Source organism: Sphaerisporangium corydalis, from assembly GCF_025506355.1.
GTDB lineage: Bacteria > Actinomycetota > Actinomycetes > Streptosporangiales > Streptosporangiaceae > Sphaerisporangium > Sphaerisporangium corydalis.
On record NZ_JANZYP010000007.1, the window covers coordinates 1 to 24596 of the forward strand.

At 71.9% G+C, this 24596-nt stretch carries 17 protein-coding genes and 2 rRNA genes; 11 read left to right on the forward strand and 8 right to left on the reverse strand.

Annotated elements, in window-relative coordinates:
• Together NYZ98_RS07115 and rrf are read left to right on the forward strand one after the other, a co-directional pair.
• Window positions 1-233: ribosomal RNA gene (locus NYZ98_RS07115) — 23S ribosomal RNA — on the forward strand; the annotation flags it as partial.
• A gap of 89 nt (window positions 234-322) precedes the next feature.
• Window positions 323-439: ribosomal RNA gene (gene rrf, locus NYZ98_RS07120) — 5S ribosomal RNA — on the forward strand.
• Window positions 440-576: 137 nt separating this feature from the next.
• Here the strand turns inward: rrf and NYZ98_RS07125 are convergent.
• The 3 genes from NYZ98_RS07125 to NYZ98_RS07135 all read right to left on the reverse strand — a co-directional run bounded on the left by NYZ98_RS07125 (window position 577) and on the right by NYZ98_RS07135 (window position 4684).
• Complete coding sequence (locus tag NYZ98_RS07125) at window positions 577-2055, reverse strand: phosphodiester glycosidase family protein (protein ID WP_262841745.1); 1479 nt, start codon at window positions 2053-2055, stop codon at window positions 577-579.
• Window positions 2056-2279: 224 nt separating this feature from the next.
• Window positions 2280-3890: a PucR family transcriptional regulator gene (locus tag NYZ98_RS07130; protein ID WP_262841746.1), complete on the reverse strand. Its 1611-nt coding sequence runs from the start codon at window positions 3888-3890 to the stop codon at window positions 2280-2282.
• 65 nt (window positions 3891-3955) lie between these two features.
• On the reverse strand, window positions 3956-4684 hold the full coding sequence (locus tag NYZ98_RS07135; protein WP_262841747.1) for a TetR/AcrR family transcriptional regulator: 729 nt from the start codon (window positions 4682-4684) through the stop codon (window positions 3956-3958).
• 72 nt (window positions 4685-4756) lie between these two features.
• Between NYZ98_RS07135 and NYZ98_RS07140 the strand changes: the two genes are divergently transcribed.
• From NYZ98_RS07140 to NYZ98_RS07165, 6 genes are all read left to right on the forward strand, one after another.
• The gene (locus NYZ98_RS07140; RefSeq protein ID WP_262841748.1) at window positions 4757-6277 is read left to right on the forward strand and encodes an MFS transporter; all 1521 of its coding nucleotides are present in this window, start codon (window positions 4757-4759) and stop codon (window positions 6275-6277) included.
• Window positions 6278-6433: 156 nt separating this feature from the next.
• Window positions 6434-7732: an aspartate aminotransferase family protein gene (locus NYZ98_RS07145; RefSeq protein WP_262841749.1), complete on the forward strand. Its 1299-nt coding sequence runs from the start codon at window positions 6434-6436 to the stop codon at window positions 7730-7732.
• Window positions 7729-9255: a CoA-acylating methylmalonate-semialdehyde dehydrogenase gene (locus tag NYZ98_RS07150; protein ID WP_262841750.1), complete on the forward strand. Its 1527-nt coding sequence runs from the start codon at window positions 7729-7731 to the stop codon at window positions 9253-9255. Before NYZ98_RS07145 ends, NYZ98_RS07150 begins: the two co-directional genes overlap by 4 nt.
• A gap of 1174 nt (window positions 9256-10429) precedes the next feature.
• Entirely contained in the window at window positions 10430-11830 is a 1401-nt protein-coding gene (locus NYZ98_RS07155) for a hypothetical protein (protein ID WP_262841751.1), read from the forward strand.
• A 221-nt stretch (window positions 11831-12051) separates the two neighbouring features.
• Window positions 12052-13296: an extracellular solute-binding protein gene (locus NYZ98_RS07160; protein ID WP_262841752.1), complete on the forward strand. Its 1245-nt coding sequence runs from the start codon at window positions 12052-12054 to the stop codon at window positions 13294-13296.
• A 262-nt stretch (window positions 13297-13558) separates the two neighbouring features.
• Window positions 13559-14800 carry a saccharopine dehydrogenase family protein gene (locus tag NYZ98_RS07165; protein ID WP_262841753.1) on the forward strand — a complete coding sequence of 414 codons (1242 nt, stop codon included), beginning with the start codon at window positions 13559-13561 and terminating at the stop codon, window positions 14798-14800.
• 59 nt (window positions 14801-14859) lie between these two features.
• Here the strand turns inward: NYZ98_RS07165 and NYZ98_RS07170 are convergent, their stop codons facing one another.
• Both NYZ98_RS07170 and gabT read right to left on the reverse strand, forming a co-directional pair.
• Window positions 14860-15108 carry a hypothetical protein gene (locus NYZ98_RS07170; RefSeq protein ID WP_262841754.1) on the reverse strand — a complete coding sequence of 83 codons (249 nt, stop codon included), beginning with the start codon at window positions 15106-15108 and terminating at the stop codon, window positions 14860-14862.
• A gap of 168 nt (window positions 15109-15276) precedes the next feature.
• Window positions 15277-16668, reverse strand: coding sequence for a 4-aminobutyrate--2-oxoglutarate transaminase (gabT, locus tag NYZ98_RS07175; protein ID WP_262841755.1), 1392 nt, complete (start codon window positions 16666-16668; stop codon window positions 15277-15279).
• Window positions 16669-16777: 109 nt separating this feature from the next.
• On the opposite strand from gabT, the gene NYZ98_RS07180 reads away from it, so the two are divergent.
• On the forward strand, window positions 16778-18253 hold the full coding sequence (locus tag NYZ98_RS07180; protein ID WP_262841756.1) for a PucR family transcriptional regulator: 1476 nt from the start codon (window positions 16778-16780) through the stop codon (window positions 18251-18253).
• Here NYZ98_RS07180 and NYZ98_RS07185 read toward each other — a convergent pair.
• A complete protein-coding gene (locus tag NYZ98_RS07185; protein WP_262841757.1) occupies window positions 18250-18894 on the reverse strand; it encodes a TetR/AcrR family transcriptional regulator in 645 nt (214 codons plus the stop codon). The two genes, NYZ98_RS07180 and NYZ98_RS07185, sit on opposite strands and share 4 nt — an antisense overlap.
• Window positions 18895-19123: 229 nt before the next feature.
• Between NYZ98_RS07185 and NYZ98_RS07190 the strand changes: the two genes are divergently transcribed.
• Window positions 19124-20551 (forward strand): aldehyde dehydrogenase family protein, encoded by a 1428-nt coding sequence (locus NYZ98_RS07190; RefSeq protein ID WP_262841758.1) that lies wholly within the window; start codon window positions 19124-19126, stop codon window positions 20549-20551.
• 76 nt (window positions 20552-20627) lie between these two features.
• On the opposite strand, the gene NYZ98_RS07195 is transcribed toward NYZ98_RS07190, so the two are convergent.
• Entirely contained in the window at window positions 20628-21662 is a 1035-nt protein-coding gene (locus NYZ98_RS07195) for a trypsin-like serine peptidase (protein WP_262841759.1), read from the reverse strand.
• Window positions 21663-21713: 51 nt separating this feature from the next.
• Window positions 21714-22820, reverse strand: coding sequence for a trypsin-like serine peptidase (locus NYZ98_RS07200; protein WP_262841760.1), 1107 nt, complete (start codon window positions 22818-22820; stop codon window positions 21714-21716).
• A gap of 473 nt (window positions 22821-23293) precedes the next feature.
• Between NYZ98_RS07200 and dxr the strand changes: the two genes are divergently transcribed.
• Window positions 23294-24484 carry a 1-deoxy-D-xylulose-5-phosphate reductoisomerase gene (dxr, locus tag NYZ98_RS07205; RefSeq protein WP_262841910.1) on the forward strand — a complete coding sequence of 397 codons (1191 nt, stop codon included), beginning with the start codon at window positions 23294-23296 and terminating at the stop codon, window positions 24482-24484.
• The last annotated feature ends 112 nt before the right edge of the window (window positions 24485-24596 follow it).

Here is a 24596-nt window from a genome sequence, read left to right on the forward strand (position 1 = left end):
CGGGACGGACGAACCTCTGGTGTGCCAGTTGTTCTGCCAAGAGCACGGCTGGTTGGCTACGTTCGGGAGGGATAACCGCTGAAAGCATCTAAGCGGGAAGCCTGCCTTGAGATGAGGTCTCCCACCCTGCGAGGGGGTAAGGCTCCCAGTAGATCACTGGGTTGATAGGCCGGAGGTGGAAGCATCGTAAGGTGTGGAGCTGACCGGTACTAATAGGCCGAGGACTTGACCACAAAGCAATCTTTTTTCTTGCTCGCGTCCACTATGTGACTCAGAGACAGCAACCAGGGGTTTTCGCCTGTGGTTGTGTGTTTCATGGGGTTACGGCGGTCATGGCGGAAGGGAAACACCCGGTTACATTCCGAACCCGGAAGTTAAGCCTTCCAGCGCCGATGGTACTGCACCGGGGACGGTGTGGGAGAGTAGGACGCCGCCGGACAAAACTTGATATATGTGTTTGCTGTTCGTAGGTAAGGGCCGTCCACAGTGTGGGCGGCCCTTCCTGCGTTTATCGGGCCATCCACGATGTGGGTGGCCTTTTCGCGTTCACGGGAGGCGGGCAGGGGGTGGGCGGGGTCAGGGGAGGATGAGGAGGGCGTCGCCTACGCCACGCTCGACGCCGTCGGAGGGGTGGTTGACGACCTTGCCCTTGACGACCATGGCGCTGGAGCCGCCGCCGTCCAGGTTGATGGCCTGCCGGGCGCCGAGCCAGAGCATGAGCTGTGCGGCCTCGACCATGGAGGCCCCCACGGTGACGCCGGGCTTGCGGCCGTCGACGGTGACGAGGATGAGCTTGCCCGACTTGGTGACGCCGGCCATCGTGCGCGGGTGCCGCCGGAGGATCATGTTGACGTTCGCCTGCCCGTCCGCCTGCGCGATGATGCGCGGGTGGCCGTCGCGGACCAGGCCGACCCCGCCGCCGATGATGCTGGTCTCCGGGGTGAGGGGGATGCCCTTGCCGTTGCGCAGGTCCGTCACCTTCGTGGTGATCTTCAGCTTCCAGGTCTCCCAGGCGTGCGACCACACCCAGTCGGACATGATGCCGGTCCCGTGCAGGACGCGGGTGCCGCGTGCGATCTTGCCGCCCGCCGGGCGGAGCTCCAGCACCTGGCCCTTGTCGTCCAGGACGGCTTCGGCTCCCTCGTCGGCGGGGGTCTTGGCGCCGAACTCGTCGGTGTAGAGGACGAGCTCGTCCGAGGCGGCGACCCGGTTGACGCCGTTGATCGTGGTCCGCTCCCCGTCGGCGGAGGACGCCGTGACGGTGCTCTTGACCTCGGTGATGCGGGCGGTGTCGCGCTTGAGGATCAGGGCGCTGCGGCCCACGAGGGCCTCGCTCAGCAGGCGCCCGTCGACCACGGAGATGCCCACCGGTTCGCCCCGGAGGTTCTTGTCGGTGTGGATGTTGAAGAACCCGCCGTTGACCGCGGCGATGGCGCCGGCGCGCTTGGCCATGGACGAGGGGGTCTCGCGCTTGGCGACGGAGGTGCCGAGGCTGGCGTGGTACGACCCGCCGAAGGCCCGGGGGTCGACGGTGAGCACCCGCATGTCCCAGGGGCCGGTGGTCTGCAACCCGTCGTCACCCAGGAAATCCACCTTCGCCTTGATATTGGCGTCTTTGAGTTGCTTTACTACCTTTTCTGCCTCTTTGCGCTGTTTCAGGGTCCACAGGCCCAGTCGCACGGTGTAAGCGACGCCTTCCGGATAGTCGGCCACGCCGGGACGGGTGAACTGCTGAACCCCCACCTCGAAACCGGCGTTCCGCGCCGTCTCCGCCACGGCCTCCGCGTCGGACTGGGAACCGAAGTCCTTGCCCTTCATGAGAAGCGACACTGTGTACCCGTCGGCCGGCTTCCCGTGCAGCACGGTGAACAGGTCGATTCCCGCCGTGACCGCTTTCTTCTTCTGGGTGACTGCACCGGGTTCGCCCAGGGGGAAGCCGGTCGTCGGCAGCTCGGTACGAGCCGGTCTGGTCGCCGTCTCGGCGTACGCCGACGCGGGCGCGACGGTCGCGAGAAGGGACAGCACGGCAAGGCCGGCAGTGAGTCGACGTGGCATCAAGGGCTCCCGTGGGTGATCTCATCCTTGATGCACCATGTTGTTGGTAATGACCGGCAAAGCGCCCGTAAACACGCCAACGTCTACGAGAATGTAACCCGCCGTCCTGTCACCTTGGAAACACGCCGCCTTCGCGTAATACGCGCACTTCAGGCCTCTATTTCGCGGCGGTGCCGATTACGATGCCGTGGTCACGTGCCCGAGGGGTCGCGACGTCGTCAAGCTCACCGGGTCTCCTTGCGGAACGATTCCAGCGCGAGCAGGGCGACGTGGAGCGAAAGGCAGGACTCGACGTCGTCGAGGTCGGTCTCCAGGACGCGTTCCAGGCGGCGGAGCCGGTCGTAGAACGCGGGCCGTGACAGGTGGGCGCGCTGGGCGGCGACCGCCTTGTTGCGTCCGGCGTCCAGGTAGATACGCAGGATGCCGGTCAGGTCGCCGCCGCGGTGGGCGTCGTGGGCGAGCAGCGGGCTCAGCTCGCGTTCGGCGAACGTCTGCAGGCGCGCGTCGTCGCGCAGGAGGTGGAGCAGCCCGCGCAGCCGCAGGTCGGGCAGCCGGTAGAAGGGGCGCCGGTCGGGCTGGCGCGCGGCGGCCTCGGCGACCTGCTCGGCTTCGAGGAAGCTGCGCCGCACGTCCCTGACGGACTCGACGACGGAGCCGGCGGCCAGGACGAAGGGGGTGGGGAAGGCCGTGGTGAGCCGTTCGGACAGGGCGGTGAGCGCGGCTTCGGCGGGGACGCGCGGCGGCAGGGGGAGCAGGACCCCGACGCGGTTCTGGTCCAGGGCGCCGACCAGGGCGGGCAGCTTGGCGTCGCGGCAGGCCGCCGCGGTCGCCTCGGCCAGCTCGCCGAGCCGGGCCTGCAGGTTGAGCACCGTCTCGGCCGGGTCGGTGAGCCGGAGCACGACGCTCATGAGCTTCCGGCCGGTGAGCGGGACCCCGACGGCCCGGGAACGGGCCGCGACCTCCTCGGGGTCGGCGTAGGTGTGGGTCAGGATGCCGTTGATGATGGTGCCGTGTGCCTGGCGCTCCAGGCTTTCCTGGTGGCGTTCCAGCAGCCGGCCCAGGGCGAGCGTCGTCGCGGCCCGCTCGGCCAGGACGATGTCGCGCGGCCCGGGCGCCGTGTCGCAGAACAGGATCAGCCGCCCCCAGTCGTGGCCGCGCGCGCCGACGACGGTCATCAGCCAGCCGGACGTGAGGTCGTAGGCCGTGCGCTCCGCCGGGGCCACCGCGCGGGACCTGGCCTCCCAGTTCGCCAGCAGCATGCCCGTGTCGCGTCCGCCGGGCTCGCAGGCGAGCACCTGGTGGGCGAGGTTCTCCAGGAGCGCGGGGCGGGCCGACAGCCGGGACACCTGGCGCAGCACCTCGGTTGGCGGGGCGCCCTCCACCGACAGTTCGGTGAACACCTCGTGGAGGTGCTCGGAGGCGCGGAGCTCCTCGAGCTGGATGTCGATGATGCGGGCGTGCACCGACTCGGTGATCTGCACGAACGGCGTCTCGCGGGCGAGAGTGACCAGCGGGAGGCCGTGGGCCTCGGCCGACTCGACGACCGCGCGCGGCAGCTCGCCGACGAACCTGCGGCCCAGCTCGACGATCAGCCCGGAGGCGCCCACGGCCACCAGGTCGGCGATGTAGTCGGCCAGCTTGCCGGGGTCGTCGGGCAGGGCGACGCCGGTGGTGAGGATGAGCTCGCCGCCGCGCAGCAGGTGGGCGATGTCGCTGACCTCGCCGACGTGCACCCACCGGACGCGGGTGTCGAGCCGGTCGGCGCCCGCGACCACGCGCGGGTTCCCTCGGCGGACGGTGTCCAAGGCGAGGACGTCGGCCAGGGTCGGTAGCACGGCTCCGAGCCTAGCCGATCACGATGTATTACGGTCCTCCCACTCCCTGACATACTGTCCGACCGTCAGGGCTGGCGGAGGCGGGCCTCCAGGCCGTCCAGCAGCGCCACCAGGCCGAAGTCGAAGCTGATGTGCATGGTGGCGGCCGGGTCGAGGTTCGCGTAGCCGGCGTAGTGGGCGCGCAGGCCCGGGTAGTCGGCCGCGGCGACGTCCACTTGGGGGCGCATCGCCTTCACCCACTCGTCGGCGTTCACGCCCGACCGGCTGAGCAGGTTGAGCCAGCTCACCTCGGGGGTGGTGGCGCCCAGCGTGTAGGAGATGACGGCGGCGGCGGCGTAGTCGAGGGCGATGCCGGTGAAGCCGGCGATCTCGAAGGCCTTCATCAGCCGGTCCGAGGCGGCCATCGCGTTCGGTCCCAGGCTGGGCAGCGTCCCGATGAGCGTGATCGACCACGGGTGGGTGACCATCGCCTGGCGCAGGCCGTACGCGAACACCGCGGCGGCGTCCCGCCAGCCGGTCTCGGCGGGGTCGGGGACCGACAGCTCGCCGTAGACCTCGTCGAGCACGAGCTCCAGCAGTTCCTCCTTATTGGTCACGTACCAGTAGATGCTGGTCGCCCCGGATCCGAGCCTGGCGCCGAGCTTGCGCATGCTGAGCGCGTCCAGCCCTTCGGCGTCGAGCAGCTCCATCGCGGCGTGGACGATCTGCGCGCGGCTGAGCACCGGTTGCTCGCGCGTGTTCTTGGGCGACGGTCGGCGCGACCAGACCGAGGTGAACGGGGACTTGCTCGACACGGCGCGTACTCCTTCGTTCGCTCAAGGATAAATCTCTCGCACGCTGTTCAATGATCCTCGTACACTGTGCGAGTGAACTCGAACGCTGTACGAGAAGAGCCGGGCGAGGCCCCGGCGAAGGATCCCCGGCGCTGGTGGATCCTCGGCGTGCTCTGCGTGAGCCTGCTGGTGCTGGTCGTGGACAACACGGTACTGAACCTCGCGATCCCCTCGCTGATCCGTGATCTGGGCGCCACTCCTGCGGACATCCAGTGGATCATCGACGCCTACATCCTGGTGTTCGCCGGCCTGCTGCTGACCGCCGGGAGCCTGTCCGACCGGTACGGGCGCCGCCGCTTCCTGATCGTGGGGCTCGTCGTGTTCGGCGGGGCCTCGGTGGTGGCGATGCTCGCCCAGGAGCCGTGGCAGCTCATCGGCGCCCGCGCGCTGATGGGCGTCGGCGGGTCGTTCCTGATGCCGAGCACCCTGTCGATCCTGATCACCGTCTTCGACGAGTCCGAGCGCCGCAAGGCCTTCGCGGCGTGGAGCGCGGTCGCGATGGTCGGCGTGATCGCCGGGCCGACGCTGGGCGGTTTCCTGCTGGAGCACTACTGGTGGGGGTCGGTGTTCCTGCTGAACGTGCCGATCGCGGTCGTCGCCGTGGTGGCCGCGGTCCTGCTGATGCCCGAGTCCCGCGCCCCCGCCCGCCGTACCGACCCCTTCGGCGCGCTGATGTCCACGGTGGGCATGACCGCGCTGGTGTACGTCGTCATCGCGGCGCCGCGCGATGGGTGGACCTCGTCGCAGGCCCTGGTGGCGGCGGCCGTGGCGCTCGTGGCGCTCGGGATCTTCGTGGTCTGGGAGCGGCGGAGCGACCACCCGATGCTGCCCCTGTCCCTGTTCGGCGACCGCAACTTCAGCGGCGCGTCGTTCTCGATCGTGCTGATGTCGTTCGGCACCGGCGCGCTGCTGCTGATGCTCACCCAGTACCTCCAGTTCGTCCTCGGGTACGGGCCGATGAAGGCGGGCCTGGCGCTCCTGCCGTACGCCGTGGCCGCCGCGGTCTTCAACGGGGTCGGCGCCGGGCTCGGTCAGCGCGTCAGCAACCGGGTGCTGATCGCGCTGGGGCTGCTCGTCATGTCGGGCGGATTCCTGGTGCTGGCGCTCATCGGGCCGTCCGACGGGTACGGCATGCTGATCACCGGCCTGCTCATCATGGGCGTCGGCGGCGGCCTGGCCGGGCCGGCGGCGTACGCGACGCTGATGGGCGCCATCCCGCCGGCGCACGCGGGCGTCGGCTCGGCGCTCAACGACACCGTCCAGCAGGTCGGCATGGCGCTGAGCGTGGCCGTGCTCGGCAGCGTGCTGGCCGGGGTCTACACCGCCAGCATGCCCGAGTCCGCGCCGGCCGCGGCCAGGGACTCCATCGGCGGCGCGCTCGCGCTCGGCGAACCGGGGCTCGTGCGGACGGCCAAGGACGCGTTCGTGTCGGCGATGTCCTTCGGCTCGTGGGTCGGCGTCGCGTTCACGGTCGCCTCGGCCGCGCTGGCCTTCACGGTGCTGTGCCCGCGCGTGATCCCGGTTCGGGACCCGCAGCCCGAACCGATCTCCTGAGCCGCACGACGGACGGGCGCCCGGCGCGGCGGGCAGGTAAGGACATGATGTCCACAGGATGTCCGAGCCTGGCAACTGGCAGCATGTAAGGTGAACGCCCGGTACGCCGACACCTTGGAGCTGGGAGTCATGGCGATAAACGGACATAATCGGACTATGTCCGACCTCCTGCCGCGCCATCGTGCGGTCATGCCAAGCTGGTTGTCCCTCTACTACGACGAGCCCATCGAGATCGTGCGAGGCAAGGGCAACCGCGTCGTCGACGCCGAGGGCCACACCTACCTCGACTTCTTCGCGGGCATCCTGACCAACATGATCGGGTACGACGTCCCCGAGGTCCGCGAGGCGGTCGAGCGGCAGCTCGCGACCGGGATCGTGCACACCAGCACCCTCTACCTGCTCCGTGCCCAGGTCGAGCTCGCCGAGAAGATCGCCAGGCTGTCGGGCATCGAGAACGCCAAGGTCTTCTTCACCAACTCCGGCACCGAGGCCAACGAGACGGCCCTGCTGCTGGCCACCTACGCGCGCCGGTCCGACCAGGTGCTGGCCATGCGGCAGAGCTACCACGGCCGGGGCTTCGGCACGCTGTCGGTCACCAGCAACCGGAGCTGGAAGAACAACTCGCTGTCGCCGTTCAACGTGCACTTCCTGCACGGCGCCGACCGGCACCTGCCGCAGTTCAGCGGCCTGTCGGACGCGGACTACATCAAGGTCTGCGTCGAGGACCTGCGCCACGTGCTCGTCACGGCGGTGTCCAACGACGTCGCCGCGCTGATCGCCGAGCCGATCCAGGGCGTCGGCGGGTTCACCATGGCGCCCGACGGGCTGTTCCGCGCGTACAAGGAGGTCCTCGACGAGGAGGGCATCCTGTTCATCTCCGACGAGGTGCAGACCGGCTGGGGCCGCACGGGCTCGGCCTTCTTCGGCATCCAGAACCACCAGATGACGCCGGACATGATGACGTTCGCCAAGGGGCTCGGCAACGGGTTCGCCGTCGGCGGCGTGGTGGCGCGGGGCGACCTGATGGACGCACCGCACGCCCTCGGGCTCGCGACCTTCGGCGGCAACCCGGTCTCGATGGCCGCCGCCAACGCGACGCTGGACTACGTGCTCGACCACGACCTGCAGTCCCGTGCAGCGGTCACCGGCGCGATCCTCATCGGCGGGCTGCGGGAGGCCATGGGCCGCCTGCCCGTCGTGGGCGACGTGCGGGGCAAGGGCCTGATGTTCGCCGTGGAGCTGGTCGACCCCGCCACGGGTGCTCCGGCGCCGGAGCTGGCCGCCCGCTTCATGGCCGAGACCAAGAAGCTCGGCCTGCTGGCCGGCAAGGGCGGCATCTACGGGAACGTGCTGCGTATGGCCCCACCGCTCACGCTCACCGACGAGGAGGCGCGGGAGGGGCTCGGCATCATCCTCACCGCGCTCGGGACGATCAACGAGGAGGCGGGCAGATGACGCGGGCCGAACCGGCGAGGCGGGTGACGCACTGGATCGGAGGCGCCGAGGCGGCGGGCCGGTCCGGACGGCAGGCGGAGATCTTCAACCCGGCGACCGGGCAGGTCGCGGGGCACGTCGACCTGGCCGGGCCCGAGGACGTCGACGCGGCGGTGGCCGCGGCGCTCGCCGCGTTCCCCGCGTGGCGTGACGCCTCCCTGGTGAAGCGGGCGCAGGTGCTGTTCCGCTTCCGCGAGCTGATGTACGCCCACCGCGACGAGCTGGCGGCGCTGATCAGCGCCGAGCACGGCAAGGTGCACTCCGACGCGCTGGGTGAGGTCGCGCGCGGGCTGGAGGTCGTGGAGTTCGCCTGCGGCATCCCGCACCTTCTCAAGGGCGGCTTCTCGGAGAACGTGTCGACGAACGTGGACTCGTTCTCGATCCGCCAGCCGCTCGGGGTGGTGGCGGGCATCACCCCGTTCAACTTCCCGGCGATGGTCCCGATGTGGATGTACCCCGTCGCGATCGCCTGTGGCGACACCTTCGTCCTGAAGCCCTCCGAGCGGGATCCGTCGGCGTCGCTGCTGATGGCAGCCCTGTGGAAGCGCGCGGGCCTGCCCGACGGGGTCTTCAACGTCGTCCAGGGGGACAAGGTCGCCGTCGACCGGCTGCTTGAGCACCCCGACGTGCGGGCCGTCTCGTTCGTCGGCTCGACCCCGATCGCCCGGCACGTGTACGAGACGGGCACCCGGCACGGCAAGCGGGTGCAGGCGCTCGGCGGGGCCAAGAACCACATGCTCGTGCTGCCGGACGCCGACCTCGACCTGGTGGCCGACGCGGCGGTGAACGCCGGTTTCGGCTCGGCGGGGGAGCGGTGCATGGCCATCTCGGTCGTGCTCGCCGTCGACCCGATCGGCGACGAGCTGGTCGACAAGATCGTTCAGCGGGTGGGCGGGCTCACCGTCGGCCACGGTGACGACCCGGACGCCCAGATGGGACCGCTCGTCACGGGGGTACACCGCGACAAGGTGGTCTCCTACCTCGACACGGCGGTCGCCGAGGGCGCCAAGCTGGTGGTGGACGGCAGGGAGACCCCGGTCAAGGGCGGCACGACCGCCGCGCGGACGCCGGGGTTCTGGCTCGGGCCCACCGTGATCGACCAGGTCAGGCCCGGCTCGGCCGTGCACAGGGACGAGATCTTCGGCCCGGTGCTGTCGGTGGTCAGGGTTTCCTCGTACGACGAGGGCCTGAAGATCATCAACGACGTCGAGTACGGCAACGGCACCGCCATCTTCACCAACGACGGCGGCGCCGCGCGGCGCTTCCAGAACGAGGTGGAGGTCGGAATGGTGGGGATCAACGTGCCGATCCCCGTGCCCATGGCGTTCTACAGTTTCGGTGGCTGGAAGTCCTCACTCTTCGGTGACACCCACGTTCACGGCGCCGAGGGCGTCCATTTCTACACGCGCGGAAAGGTGGTCACCTCGCGGTGGCTGGATCCGAGCCACGGCGGTGTCAACCTCGGTTTCCCCACTAACGGGTAGCGGTACGTCCGTGGCCGTCCAGGCCCGGCGGAGAGAATCACTCTCTCCGCCGGGCCGTTTCTTTTGTTGGCATTTCACTATATCGCCGCCTTCGGTATCCGCGGCTTTCCGTACCTCGTGCGCGCCGCCGACGTGATTTCCGGCGGCGCCGTCGATGGTCGTGCGGACGGGCCGGTCGGTTCGGGCGGTTCGCCACTTCAGACGGCCTACCAGCATGGACTGTCATCATTGCGCCGCGTGAGCCGGTTATCCCGCTATTACCGACAAGGTGCTTCAGATGCAGTTATAACCGGGGTTCAATGGTGGTCGCGGGAGCGCCGGGCAAAGGTTTCCACGACGCCGGGCAGGCACGATGATCAGATGGGGAAAGGAAGTATCCAGAGATCATCGGCATGTCAAAGAGTTTCGCCGCCAGGTGACTTCATGAGATCCTCGGGGAGAGAATGAAGAGTGGCTACTTTTATGAAACGGACCCTGGTGGGCGGCGCGCTCGCCGGGGCTGTTCTCGTCTATTCGCCTGCTCCGGCAGGCGCCGAGGCAAGAACCGCCTCGCCGCCCGGCCGGGCGGGTATCGGCAATTCAACGAGCGGCATGATACAAAGGACGCCTTCCGGCGTCCTTTCTCACACCTCTTCTTCGAGGCGTTCCGCCGCTCCCGATGACTGCGTTCCCACCGTTGTGTGCCCGCCGCCGGTGGTGCCGGTCGGGACCCTGCAGTGGATCAGCTGGCCCCGCCCGCGCCCTCTGCCCATCCCCGTCCCGGTCCCGGTCGGCCAGGGCACCGGCAGCGCGGTCCCGGCCGGCCCGGTCGCCAACGGGGCGATCCCGCTGTGCACCTGGCTGCACGTTCCCCAATGGCTTTGCAAGGTGCCGCCGGGTCCCGCCGGTCCGCCCGGGCCCGCGGGTCCGGCAGGCCCGGCGGGCCCACGGGGCCCAGTGGGTGCGACCGGCCTGCCCGGCGCCCCCGGCGCCCCCGGTGCTCCCGGGATCGACGGTGCTCCCGGCATCGACGGCGCGCCTGGCATCGACGGTGCTCCCGGCATGCCCGGCCCGGTCGGCCCCGCCGGCGCCACTGGCGCGCCTGGTCCCGTCGGCCCGATGGGTCCGATGGGTCCGGTTGGACTGCCTGGGATCGACGGCGCTCCGGGTGCTCCCGGCGTTGACGGCGCCCCGGGTGCTCCCGGCATCAACGGTGCTCCCGGCCCGGTGGGCCCGGTCGGTCCGGTCGGTCCGGTCGGTCCGGCGGGTCCCGCGGGAGGTCCGGCAGGCCCCGCGGGTCCGGCAGGCCCCGCAGGTCCCGCAGGCCCGCCCGGAGTCGACGGCGCTCCGGGTGCTCCCGGCATTGACGGCGCTCCCGGCCCGGCCGGCCCGCAAGGTCCGCCTGGAGTGGACGGTGCCCCTGGTGCCCCTGGCGTTGACGGCGCTCCTGGTCCCGTCGGCCCGCAGGGTCCGCCTGGAGTGGACGGTGCTCCGGGTGCTCCTGGCCTTCCTGGTGCTCCGGGCGTTGACGGCGCTCCTGGTCCGCAGGGTCCGGCGGGTCCGGCGGGTCTGCCCGGAGTCGATGGCGCTCCGGGTACTCCCGGCCTTCCTGGCGCTCCCGGTATCGATGGCGCTCCTGGTCCGGTCGGCCCGCAGGGTCCGCCTGGAGTCGATGGCGCTCCGGGTACTCCCGGCCTTCCTGGCGCTCCCGGCGTTGACGGTGCTCCTGGTCCGGTCGGCCCGCAGGGTCCGGCAGGTCTGCCTGGAGTCGATGGCGCTCCTGGAACTCCTGGCCTTCCCGGTGCTCCGGGCGTTGACGGCGCTCCTGGTCCGCAGGGTCCGGCGGGTCCGGCGGGTCTGCCCGGAGTCGACGGTGCTCCGGGTGCTCCTGGCCTTCCTGGTGCTCCCGGCGTTGACGGTGCTCCTGGTCCGGTCGGCCCGCAGGGTCCGCCTGGAGTGGACGGTGCCCCGGGTGCTCCGGGCCTTCCTGGCGCTCCCGGCGTCGATGGCGCTCCTGGTCCGGTCGGCCCGCAGGGTCCGCCTGGAGTGGACGGTGCCCCGGGTGCTCCCGGCCTTCCTGGCGCTCCCGGCATTGACGGCGCTCCCGGCACTCCGGGTGCTCCGGGCATCGACGGTGCTCCCGGTCCGCAGGGTCCGGCCGGTCCGCAAGGTGCGCCTGGAGTCGACGGCGCTCCTGGCCTTCCTGGGGCTCCGGGCATTGACGGCGCTCCTGGCATTCCGGGTGCTCCCGGCGTCGATGGTGCTCCTGGTCCGCAGGGTCCGGCGGGTCCGGCGGGTCTGCCTGGAGTGGACGGTGCCCCGGGTGCTCCCGGCCTTCCGGGTGCTCCCGGCATTGACGGCGCTCCCGGCGCTCCGGGTGCTCCCGGTGTCGACGGTGCTCCCGGTCCGCAGGGTCCGGCCGGTCCGCAGGGTGCGCCTGGAAGTGGCGTGCCCGGTCCCGAGGGTCCGGCAGGACCTCCCGGACCGCAGGGTCCGCCCGGACCGCAGGGCCCTCCCGGTCCCTCTGGAGGGACGGGCAGCGGTCAGGCGGCCGGTACTCCGTCGACCAGCCCGTGCGCGGCCGCGACGGGCCTGACGTACCCGCTCGTCTACGGCGTGTACTCCGTCTACCCCTCCTGCACCGGATGAGGTAGGCGGCGCGGCGAGTGAGATGACCACAGGGGCGCGGGCCGGATGACAGGGCCCGCGCCCCTTCGGCGCTTCCACGCGGGCCGCCCGGCATGCCAGGTCGCCGGTGCGCCGGGCCCGATAGGCTCCCGGTGAGACCGACGAAGGCGGGAGGCGGGGGCCGGCATGGTGAGTACGGGGCGACTCCGGACCGGCCTCGCGGCGATGGCCCTCCCGGTGGCGCTCGCCGCGTGCGCGGGGCCCGCTCCCGCGTCCCCGGGGAGCGACGCCGCCCAGGTCGCGGCGGCACCCAGCCCGACGCCGCCGGCCGCGACCGCGACGCCGTCCCCGTCCAGCACTCCCACGAGCACCCCGACCCCCGTCCCGAAGTCCTCGCGCGGCACTCCAGGGCCCGGCGAGGGCATGCTGACCGTGCTGACGTTCCGCGGCTACGCCGAGTACGGCGGGAGCGACCCGGACGTCAACTGGGTCAAACCGTTCGAGCAGAGCACGGGCTGCCGGGTGAACCTCCGCTTCCCCCAGTCGGGCGACCAGATGGACAAGCTGCTCGCCCAGACCGCCTTCGACGTGGTCGCGGCGCCCCCGGAGGTCACGGGCAGGCTGATCGACGAGCGCAAGGTCGTCCCGCTCACCACCTCGCTCATCTCCGGCTACGACGCGATCCCGCGATGGCTGCGCACCCAGCGCTCGGTCACGGCCGGCGGCAAGGTGTACGGCGTCCCGTTCCTGTGGGGGTCGTACGTCACGCTCTACGACTCCGGCGGGGCGCGCCCGGCCAAGGGGGACGCGATCTACTCCGATCGCGGCCCCGTCACGGTGCGGAACAGCCCCATGTCGATCGCCGACGCCGCCCTCGCACTGAAGGGGCGGCGCCCGAAGCTCGGGGTGAAGGACCCGTTCGAGCTGACCCCGGCCCAGCTCGACGCCGCGATGGCGCTGCTCACCGAACGGCAGGGTGAGCGCGTCTACTGGAGGGAGCCGATCGAGGCCCTTCAGGGGCTGGCCGGGTCGACGGTGCGGCTGGGGCGGGCGCTGCCCTACCAGCTCGACATCCTGCGCCGGGCCGGCCGCCCGGTGAAGGCCGTGCCCGACGAGCCGACGACCGGCTGGGTGGACTCCTGGATGGTCTCGGCGCAGGCCACCGCCCCGAACTGCGCGTACAAGTGGCTCGCCTGGACCGCCTCGGCCGGCACGCAACGGCAGGCGGCGGCGTGGAACGGGCTCGCGCCCGCCAACCCGGCCGCGTGCGGCGGGGCCGCCGCACGGGTCTGCGCCGCGTATCGGGTCAAAGACGATAAATGGCTGAAAAAGATCAGCTTTGCCGTTAGACCGTCGAAGGATTGCGGTGGCCGGCATGGGGAATGCACTGACTATGCCGAGTGGGCCACCAGATGGCAGCAGCTCGTGCGCTGACCGGGGTGGTCTTTACCTGACGTGAGAAGGCCGCAGGCAGCGCCCGTCCCCCCGCTGGGCGCCGTCTGCCAGGGGCGCTCCGGATGCTCCCCCCGACTCCGGAGCGCCTCTTCGCGCTCCACCCCGGCCCCCGGGCCGGACGTACGGCCGAGCCCCTGACCGGCCGCGTACCCGCCTCGCGAAGCTCCGCCGGCGCGGGCCCGATCCGGTTCCGCCGGGGGTCCGTTGAATGGTCGACCAGTCAATTGGTAACGTCGCGGGCATGCGCATCCTGCTGGCGGGCGCCGGTGGCGTCGGTTCCGCCGTGGTCCCCATCGCCGCCCGACGTGACTTCTTCGACCACATCGTCGTCGCCGACTACGACCGCTCGCGAGCCGAGGCGGTGGTCGCCAGGCGGACGGTTCCCGGGCCGGACGGCCCGCGTCCCGACGCGCGGTTCAGCGCCATCGGCCTGGACGCCTCCGACCAGGACGCCGTGGAGGCGGCGCTGAGGGAGCACGCCTGCGACGTGCTGTTCAACGCCGTGGACCCCCGGTTCGACATGCCCCTGTTCCGCGCCGCGCTGAACGCCGGCGCGCACTATCTGGACATGGCGATGTCGCTGTCCAGCCCGCACCCCTCGCGGCCGTACGAGCTGACCGGCGTCAAGCTCGGCGACGAGCAGTTCGCGCTGGCGCCCGAGTGGGAGGCCGGGCGCAGGCTCGCGCTGGTCGGCATGGGCGTCGAGCCCGGCCTGGCCGACGTGTTCGCCAGGTACGCCGCCGACCACCTGTTCCGGAGCATCGACGAGATCGGCGTACGGGACGGGGCGAACCTGGTCATCGAGGGCCCCGACGGCGAGGAGGGCTTCGCGCCCACCTTCTCGATCTGGACGACCATCGAGGAATGCCTGAACCCGCCGGTCGTCTGGGAGGACGGCGGCTGGCACACGACCGCGCCGTTCAGCGAGCCGGAGGTCTTCGACTTCCCCGAGGGCATCGGCCCGGTCGAGTGCGTGAACGTCGAGCACGAGGAGGTCCTGCTGGTCCCGCGCTGGGTGGACGCGCGGCGGGTGACGTTCAAGTACGGTCTCGGCGAGGAGTTCATCGGCGTGCTCAGGACGCTGCACAAGCTCGGCCTGGACTCCACCCGGCCGGTGAACGTCAAGGGCGCCGAGGTGGCGCCGCGCGACGTCGTGGCGGCGTGCCTGCCCGACCCGGCGACCCTCGGGGACCGGATGCGCGGCAAGACCTGCGCCGGCACCTGGGTCAGGGGCACCGGCAAGGACGGCCGCCCGCGCGAGGTGTACCTGTACCACGTGGTCGACAACGAGTGGTCCATGCGGGAGTACGGCTGCCAGGCCGTGCTCTGGCAGACCGCCGTCCACCCCGTCGTGGCGCTGGAGCTGGTCGCGCGCGGCGCCTGGAAGGGCGAGGGAGTGCTCGGCCCCGAGGCGTTCGACCCGGTCCCGTTCCTCGACCTGCTGAACGAGTACGGGTCGCCGTGGGGGATGCGCGAGCAGTGACCGGCGAGCCACGACGCGGGTGGGTGCGGATGTGACCTTGATCTGGAGCGGCGCCCGGGTCAGGGGAACGCGGCCCTGCTCTCAGAGCTCTTGTTCCGCGGCGCGGGGGTCGCGGGGAGCAGCGCTTCGGCGCACTCCTCGCAGGCCATCACCGGCGCGTCGTCCGGAAGCCTGCCGACACGGACCCGAGGCCGAGGCCATTTCTTGCTGCAGACCACGCAGGCGTCCCCATCGCGCTGCGGGCCGGTGAGATCTTCTGGGTCGAACGTCAGGTTGAGCCGTGCGGCTCCGGTCGGATCCCAGCTCATCACGCTCCCGTTGATCGAGTGGCTTGTACCCGAACCGTTATAGCTCCATTACCGTCAGTGATCGACTAGAGGGATGTCAAGGACGGGTTAAATCCCGGGCATCGCGCAGGTCTTTCAACAACAAAAGGGACACCCGGCAGCAAGCCGGATGCCCCTTTCGCGGGCTTCCTATAGGGACGACATGACCTTCTCCAGGATGGTCAGGCCCTCGTCGAGCAGGTTGCCGGGGATGGAGAGCGGCGGGAGGAACCGCAGGACGTTGCCGTAGGTGCCGGCGGTGAGCACGACCAGGCCCTCCGCGTGGCAGCGCCTGACGATCTCGCCGGTCACGTCCGCGTCCGGCTCGTTGGTGCCGGGGACCACGAGCTCGATCGCGATCATGGCGCCGCGTCCCCGCACGTCGCCGATCATGTCGAACCGCTCGGCCAGCGCGCGCAGCCGGGGCAGCATGACGCCGCCGATCTCCCTGGCCCGCTCGACGAGACCTTCGGCCTCGATGGTGTCGAGCACGGCCAGCGCCGCCTCGCACGCGAGCGGGTTGCCGCCGTAGGTGCCGCCGAGGCCGCCGATGTGGACGGCGTCGAGGAGCTCGGCCCTGCCGGTGACGGCCGCCAGCGGCAGGCCGCCGGCGATGCCCTTGGCCGTGCAGATGATGTCGGGCACGACGCCCTCGTCCTCGCAGGCGAACAGGTGGCCGGTGCGGGCGAACCCGGTCTGCACCTCGTCGGCGATGAACACGATCCCGGCGCCCCGGGCGTACTCCGCCAGGGCGGGGAGGAAGCCACGGGCCGGCTCGATGAAGCCGCCCTCGCCCTGGATCGGCTCGATCACGATGGCGGCGACGTTCTCCGCGCCGATCTGCTTGTTGATCATGTCGATGGTCTGCGCCGCGGCCTCCTCGGCGCAGTTCTCCGGCCCGGTGGGCCACCGGAACGGGTAGGCCATCGGCATCCGGTACACCTCAGGGGCGTACGGGCCGAACCGGTGCTTGTAGGGCATGTTCTTGGCCGTGAGCGTCATGGTCAGCAGCGTGCGGCCGTGGTACCCGTGGTCGAACACCACGACGGCCTGGCGGCCGGTCGCGTGCCGGGCCACCTTCACGGCGTTCTCCACGGCCTCGGCGCCCGAGTTGACCAGGAACGAGCGCTTCTCGTGGTCGCCCGGGGTGAGCCGGTTGAGCTTCTCGCAGACCTCGACGTACGACTCGTACGGCGTGACCATGAAGCAGGTGTGCGTGAAGTCGGCCACCTGCTTCCGCACCCGCTCCACCACGCGCGGTGCCGCGTTGCCGACGCTGGTCACCGCGATGCCGGAGCCGAAGTCGATCAGCGAGTTGCCGTCGGCGTCCACCACCACGCCGCCGCCCGCGTGCGTCACGAAGACCGGCAGGGTGGTGCCGATGCCCTGCGGCACTGCGGCCCGCTTGCGCGCGAGCAGCTCACGTGACCTCGGACCGGGCACCTCGGTCACCAGGCGGCGCTCCTGGGGGAGCGAGGGGCCGCCGTGGGCGATGGGCGGGGACGCGTACGGCTGGTCGTTTACGTCACGCTCGATGCTCATGCTTGTGACGGTACGGCCACCTTGCCCGCCTGCTTACTTGGCGACATGGCACAATATGGCCATTCTGCTTGTCCAAGTTGTACAAGTACCGATGGTTCCTGGGGGCTGGATGGCTCCGACCTTGCGGCGGGTGGCGGCACTGGTGCCGCTGCGCCTGAAGGTACGCGCGGGAGAGGCGGCCCTGGACCGCCCCGTGCGCTGGGTCGCGGTCAGCGAGCTGGCCGACCCCACCCCCTTCCTGGAGGGCGACGAGCTGGTGCTGACCATCGGGATGCGCCTCGGCCCGGCGGACGCCGAACCGTACATATCCCGGCTTGTCGCCCGGGGGGTGGCCGGGCTCGGGTTCGGCGTCGGGCTGGGCCACGACACCGTGCCCCGGGAGTTCACCGAGGCCGCCGCCCGCGCCGGGCTGCCGCTGGTCGAGGTGCCCCGGGAGACGCCGTTCATCGCGATCGGCAAGGCCGTCAGCGAGCTGCTGGCCGCCGAGCGGTACGAGGAGCTCAGCGGCGCCTTCGCCGCGCAGGGCCGGCTGACCCGGGCCGCGCTCCAGACCGGCGGCATGGGCGCGGTGATCGAGCGGCTGGCCAGGGAGATCCACGGCTGGGCCGTGCTGCTGGACGAGGCGGGCGCCGAGCTGCACGCGGCCGGCGAGGGGTCGGCGCGGGGGGTGGAGACGACCCTGCGGGAGGTCGGGCGGCTGCGGGCCCCCGGCGCGCCCGCGAGCCTGGCCCTGTCAGGGCCGGACGAGCACGTCATCGTGCAGCCGCTCGGCGGGCGGCCGCACCTGAGAGGGTTCTTCGCGGTCGGCTCGGACCGGCCGTTCACGCCGGTCGGGCACACCATCGTCAACACCGCGAACTCGCTGCTCACCCTCTCTCTCGAACAGGGCAGGGGGCGCCTGGCCGCCGTGCGGCGCGTGCGCGCGGCGGCGCTCCGCCTGCTGCTGGCCGGCGACCGGGGCTCCGCCGAGGAGGTCGTCGAGATGGTCGGCGGCGGGCTGCCCGACGAGCCGTTCGTCGTGCTGGCCTGCGACCCCGCCGACGCCGAGGCCCTGCTGGACGCGCTGCCGGCGTTCGCCGCCCCCTGGGGCCCGCTGGTGGTCGTGCTGGCGGCCGGGGACGCGGCCGGGCCCCTGATCGAGCTGGCCGCCGCCGGCGGCCGGGTCGGGGTGAGCGAGCCGGTCGGCATGACCGCGCTGGGCACCGGGCTCGAACAGGCGCGCCGCGCCCTGGCCTCGGCCGCCCCCGTCATGCGCCATGCCGACCTCGCCGGGCAGGGGCTGCTCTCCCTGGTCGACCCCGACGCCCTGGCCGGGTTCGCCACGGCCCTGCTCGCCCCGCTGCGCGAGTACGGCTCGCGGGCCGACCTGGTGGAATCGCTGCGCGCCTACCTGGCGTGCAACGGCCACTGGGACGCCGCGGCGCAGCGCCTCGGCGTCCACCGGCACACCTTGCGCTACCGCATGCGCCGGGTCGGCGAGCTGCTCGGGCGCGACCTGGACGACCCGGCGGCCCGCGCCGAACTGTGGATCGCGCTGTCGGCGGGCGGCCAGCGGGGCTGGCCATCGGCCGGTGGCCGGGGCTAGAGGGGGATCGGGACCGAGTCCTTGTGCACCAGGTAGCGGCTGATCGCCGCCAGGGTGACGGAGGTGTAGATGTGGTCGCCCCGCAGGTGGCCCGCGCGTTCCAGGCTGACCGCGCCCTGCGCGGCGGCCCACAGGCAGTCGGCGACCTTGCGCGGCTGGGTGGGCACCAGGTACCCGGCGGAGATGCAGTCGGCGATCGCCCGGTCGAGGATGTTGACCGCGGCCCTGGCCAGCGTGCGGGCCCGCTCGCTCGGCTCCCAGCCGGGGATGGCCTTCTCGAACATCACGCTGTAGTAGCCGGGTTCGGCCAGGCACGCCTCGCGGTACGCCGGGCCGAGTGAGGTGAGGTACTCCAGCGGGTCGGCATGGCGCGGGACGGCCGCCAGCCGGCGCCGGAAGCGCTCGAAGCCCTCAAGGTAGAGCGCCTCGGCGAGCCCCTCCTTGTTGCCGAACATGGTGTAGACGACCGTGGTGGAACATCCCGCCTCGGCGGCGACGCCACGCATCGACAGGCTGTCCGCGCCGTCCGTCAGGAGAAGGTCGCCCGCGACGTTGATGAGGCGGACGCGCAGCTCGTCCTGTGAGGTCTGGCTGCCCAATGCGTACGCCCCTTGGAGGCCGAGCGGCGCCGGCGTACCCATGAGCTACCTAGACCCTTCTCCCCAAGGGTCCCGCGCGGACCCGCAAGATGACTTAACCACGTGCGGAGTCATTCAAACCGACACGCACCAGAAATCATCGTGAGATTGCGGCATGTCCGTTACAGAACGGGGAAAATAAGTTCCTTATGCGGAACGTAGCGGTCGGGACGGCCGCTTGTCCGTACTGGAGTGGCACCCCCCGCCGACCTTGTGACATACGGTCGGAAGCATGGACGTAAGCCCCTTCTGGCTCGCCGGTTCGCCCGCCACGGGCGAGGCAGAGCTCACGGTGACCAACCCGCACGACGGCCGCGTCGTCGGCACCGCATCCGTGCCCTCACCCGCCCAGGTCGAGCGGGCGGTGGCCGCCGCGCACGCGGTGCGCAAGGAGGCCGCCGCCCTGCCGCTGCACGTGCGCGCCGCGGCCCTGGCCCACGTCTCGCGCCGCCTGTCCGAGCGCGCCGAGGAGATCGCCCGGCTGATCAGCGCCGAGAACGGCAAGCCGATCTTCTGGGCGCGCGGCGAGGTCGGCCGCGCGGTCGCCACCTTCCGGTTCGCCGCCGAGGAGACCCGGCGCTTCAGCGGCACCGCCCAGCGGCTCGACACCGAGGCCGCCGCCACCGGCAGGCTCGCCTACGTCTCGCGCCAGCCCCACGGGCCGGTGCTGGCCATCACGCCGTTCAACTTCCCGCTCAACCTGGTCGCGCACAAGGTCGCCCCGGCCATCGCGGTCGGCGCTCCGGTGATCGTCAAGCCGGCGCCCGCCACCCCGCTCACGGCGCTGCTGCTCGGGGAGATCCTCGCCGAGACCGGCCTGCCCGAGGGCATGTTCTCGGTGCTGCCGGTGCCGAACGACCGGGCGGGTGCGCTGGTCGCCGACCCGCGCCTTCCGGTGGTGTCGTTCACCGGCTCCGGCCCCGTCGGGTACGCCATCCAGGACCAGGTGCCGCGCAAGCACGTCACGCTGGAGCTCGGCGGCAACGCGGCGGCCGTCGTGCTCGCCGACGCCGACCTGGACTGGGCGGCCACCCGCATCGCGCTGTTCTCCAACTACCAGGCCGGGCAGAGCTGCATCGCCGTCCAGCGGGTGATCGTCGAGGCGCCCGTGGCCGAGGCGTTCACCGCCAAGCTCGTCGCCGCCGTGGAGAGCCTGGTCGTCGGCGACCCGGCCGACGACAAGACGCAGGTGGGCCCGCTGGTGTCGGCCGAGGCGGCCGAGCGGGTCGAGCGGTGGGTGGCCGAGGCGGCCGCGTCCGGCGCGAAGGTGCTCACGGGCGGCGGCCGGGACGGGGCCACCGTGGCGCCGACCGTGCTCGCGGACGTGCCGCGCGACGCCAAGGTCCTGCGCGAGGAGGTCTTCGGCCCGGTGCTGGTCGTCCAGCCGGTGGCCTCGGTGGACGAGGCGTTCGCCGCCGTCAACGACTCCAAGTACGGCCTGCAGGCCGGGGTGTTCACCCGGGACCTCGCCCTGGCCTTCCGGGCCGGCAAGGAGCTGGAGGTCGGCGGGGTGATCATCGGGGACGTGCCGTCGTACCGCGCCGACCAGATGCCCTACGGCGGCGTCAAGGAGTCGGGCACCGGCCGCGAGGGCCTGCGCTCGGCCATGGAGGACTACACCTACGAGAAGGTGATGGTCCTCACCGGCCTGACCCTGTAGGCCCCGGGCGTCACCTCCCGGGGATCACCGCCGCCCTGGGCGCCGTCCGGGCACCCGCTCTCGGCCGCCGTCCGGGTCACGCCCGCTGAGCCGCCTCGAAGACCCGCCGGGCCTGGCGGCCGAAGTACGGGCCGTACATCGTGCCGGGGTCGTCGCTGTACTTGAAGCTGCTGACCGAGGTCACCACCCCCTGCCCGGTCGCGGGGTCGAACGAGCTCAGCCACGGCCCGCCGCTGGACCCCGCCGTGAGGTCGCAGCGCATGCCCTGGTCGCCGGTCTGGCCGTTCGGGTCGCCGTGGAGGTCGCCCGAGCAGTAGATCAGGCGGCGGCCGTCGTAGGGAGGGTCGGCAGGGAAGCCGAACCCGTAGGCGCGCCGGCCCCTCGGCAGGTCGAACCCGATCTCCTGGCCGCCGACCGCCTGGCCGAGATGGCGCCCGCCCGAGGGGTTGACCGCGACCATGCCCAGGTCGTCGCTGTCGTCGGCGCTGCGCGACCAGGGCTCGGGGACGAACATCCGCCTGGCGGTGAAGGTGCCGTAGGGCCGGCGCCCCGGCTCGTACCCGGGCACGAACGCCCAGTTCTCGGCCCAGGCGCCCGCGCCGTCCTTGACGCAGTGGCCGGCGGTGACGACCACGTCCAGGTTGCGGCTGCTGACGGCGCTCGCCGAGCAGACGTAGTCGACGCCCGCCAGGGTGAGGAACACCCGGCCGGTCGTGCGGGTCACCGCGCCTCCCGCGGCCCACCGCGCGCCGCTTGTGCTCACGCGCGGCGCGCCCGCGCCCTGCACCGGGACCACCGGGGACCTGGGCGCGGCCTTGGCCGTGGAGGAGGTCTGGGCGGGCGGGCGCGGGGACAGCACGCGCAGGGGCAGCGCGCCGGAGGCCGCCCGGCCGGCCGTCTCGACCGGACCGAGCAGGCCGGCGGGCAGCGCCCCCGCCATCCGCTCGGGGGTCCAGTAGCCCAGCACGCGGTGCTGCTCGGCCCCGGTTCGGGCGGCCACGTGCTGGACCACCCCGGCCGACGCGGGGGACGAGTCCGGCGACCCGGACGGAGCGCCCACCAGGCCGGCGGCGAGGGGGATGGCGGCGATCAGGGCGGGGATCGGGGTCATGGCTCCCGAGTTTGGACCACCTAGGGTGATCTTGCGATTACTTTCGGTAAATCAGGTGGCGTCCTCGGTCTGCGCCGTGGTGTAGACGGCCTGGGCCTCCGGGCCGAAGTACGGCCCGAACATCCAGTACGGCGCGAAGTTGTACTTGAAGCTGTTCACCGAGTTCAGCGTCCCCGCCCCGGTGCGCTGATCGAAGTTCTGGAACCAGCCGCCGCCGCTGGACCCGCCGGTCATGTCGCAGCTCAGTCCCTGGTCGGTGGAGACCAGGTAGTCCTCGAACACCCGGCCCGCGCAGTAGATCAGCTTGGAGCCGTTGTAGGGGCTCGCGGCCGGGTACCCGAAGGCGTACATCTGCCGCCCGCGCGCCTGGTTGAACGCCACGCCCTGGCCGCCCACGACGTCGGTGAGCAGCTGCCCGTTCAGCGGGGCGACGACGGCCGCGGCCATGTCGTAGTTCATGTCCTCGGTCGCGTTCCACTGCGTCGTGGTGAGCAGGTTGGTGGCGATCCAGGTCCCGTAGGGGCGGCTGCCGTTGTCGTAGCCGGGGACGAACACCCAGTTGGTGTGGAAGGCGCCGCCGAGCTTGACGCAGTGGCCGGCGGTGATGACGACGCTCTTGTTGGCGCTGGTCACCGCGGTGCCCGAGCAGGAGGCGCTGCGTCCCTGGTAGGTGAAGAAGACGCGGCCCTCGGTCTTCACGACCGTGCCGCCCGCCGTCCAGGCCGCGCCCGAGGAGCGGGACGAGAGGGCCGCCGGTGCCGCTGGCGTCGTGGACGGCGTGGCCGACGGGCTCGGCGAGGCGGAGGCGGAGGCGGGGGCGGAGGGCGACGGGGTCGGCGTGGCGGGGGTCGCGGGGGTGTCGGCGCGCTTCACCGAGCGGGCGCCGGGGGCGACCGCCGTGCCGCCGCCGGGCGCGGTCGTCGTACGGCCGGCGCGCGACCTGACGAGGTCGAGCGGTTTGGCGGCCTCCATCTTGGCGGGGGTCCAGAACCGCTTGACGACGCCCTGCTCGGTCTTGGTGTCGGCCGCGTCGTGGACGATGGGCCGGGGGCTGACGGGGCGGGCGGCCTGGGCGGTGGGGGCGGTCAGCAGGATCCCCCCGGCGGCGATGGGCGATATCACGAGGATGGGGATGAGGCGTCGTGCCGTGCGGTGCATGCGGGGTCCTCCACGCTGAATGGTCGCGGTCGCCGGGTGGTGGGGCGGCGGGGGGGGGGGGCCCCCCCCCCCCGCGGGGGGGGGGGGGGGCCGCCCCCCCCCCCCCCGGGGCGGGGGCCTGTGCAGTCCTCCACGCTGAAGGGTCGCGGTCGCGGGGTGGGGCGCCGGCGGGCGGGAGTGCCCGCCCGCCGGCGCGGTGGGTGTGTGCTCGGGCCCGGCTCCCGCTGGAACGGGTGCCATGTCCTGACGCGGGAAGCTAGTGCCGTCTAATGCCGCATTTCTCGCTATTCACCGAGACGGGTATGACGGGATTCGGGCGTTTAGCTGCTGCTTTCTCACCTGTCGCTCTGGTGACAAAGAACGGGGCCTTCGGCGACCGAGGGGGACGTCGGGATAATGGGGGCATGCAGACCCCTCTCATGGACCCGGCCGATCTCACGGGCGTGGCCGGCCCCGCCGCCCAGGCGGGCCCGATGGAGCTCCCCGGCCCGCACGAGCGGCGCTCGATCGTCGTGCTCGGCTCGACCGGTTCGGTGGGCACCCAAGCCCTCGACGTCATCGAGCGCGACCCGGGGCGCTTCCGGGTCGCCGGGCTCGTCGCCGGAGGCGGCCGGGTCGACCTGCTGGCCGCCCAGGTCGAGCGGTTCCGCCCCGACGTGGTGGCCGTCGCCGACGAGCGCGCCGTGCCCGCCCTGCGCCGCGCCATCGGCCCGGTGCCGATCCTCGCGGGCCCCGAGGGGGTCGCCGAGGTCGCCGCCCGGCCCTGCGACATCGTCCTGAACGGGATCACCGGGGCGATCGGCCTCACCTCCACCCTGGCCGCGCTGCGGGCGGGCCGCGTGCTGGCGCTCGCCAACAAGGAGTCGCTCATCATCGGCGGCCCGCTGGTGAAGCGGCTGGCCCGTCCCGGCCAGATCCTGCCGGTGGACTCCGAGCACTCGGCGCTGGCGCAGTGCCTGTGGGCCGCGGGACCCTCGGGGTACGACCCCTCGGCCGTGCGGCGGCTGATCGTCACCGCCAGCGGCGGGCCGTTCCGCGGCCGGGCGCGCGCCGACATGACGGAGGTCACCCCCGAGCAGGCGCTCAGGCACCCCACCTGGGACATGGGCCCGGTGATCACGCTCAACTCGGCGACGCTGGTCAACAAGGGCCTGGAGGTCATCGAGGCCAACCTGCTGTTCGACATCCCCTTCGACCGGATCGTCGTGGTCGTCCACCCGCAGTCGATGATCCACTCGATGGTGGAGTTCGTCGACGGCTCCACCATCGCCCAGGCCAGCCCGCCCGACATGCGGCTGCCGATCTCGCTCACGCTCGGCTGGCCGTCCCGCGTGCCGGGCGCGGCCAGGGCCGTCGACTGGACCACCGCCCACACCTGGACCTTCGAGCCCCTGGACGACGAGGCGTTCCCGTCCGTGGCGCTGGCCCGGCACGTGGGCTCCCAGGGCGGCACGGCCCCGGCGGTGTACAACGCCGCCAACGAGGTGTGCCTGGAGGCATTCCTCGGCGGGCGGCTGCCGTTCACCGGGATCGTCGACACCATCGCGGCCGTCGTCGGCGAGCACTCCGTCTCGCCGGCCGGGTCGGTGGCGGAGGTCCTGGACGCGGACGCCTGGGCCCGCGCCCGGGCCCGCGAGCTGACCGCCGCCGCGCCTCCCCGGTAGCCGCCGCCGAAGTCACGCCAGGGTCAAGGACTTTCTCCGTATCCGTAACTCGGTGGTCGTGCGGGTTACCTAGACTGGGGAGGTCTGAGCGCGTCGCCGAACACCAAGGTGC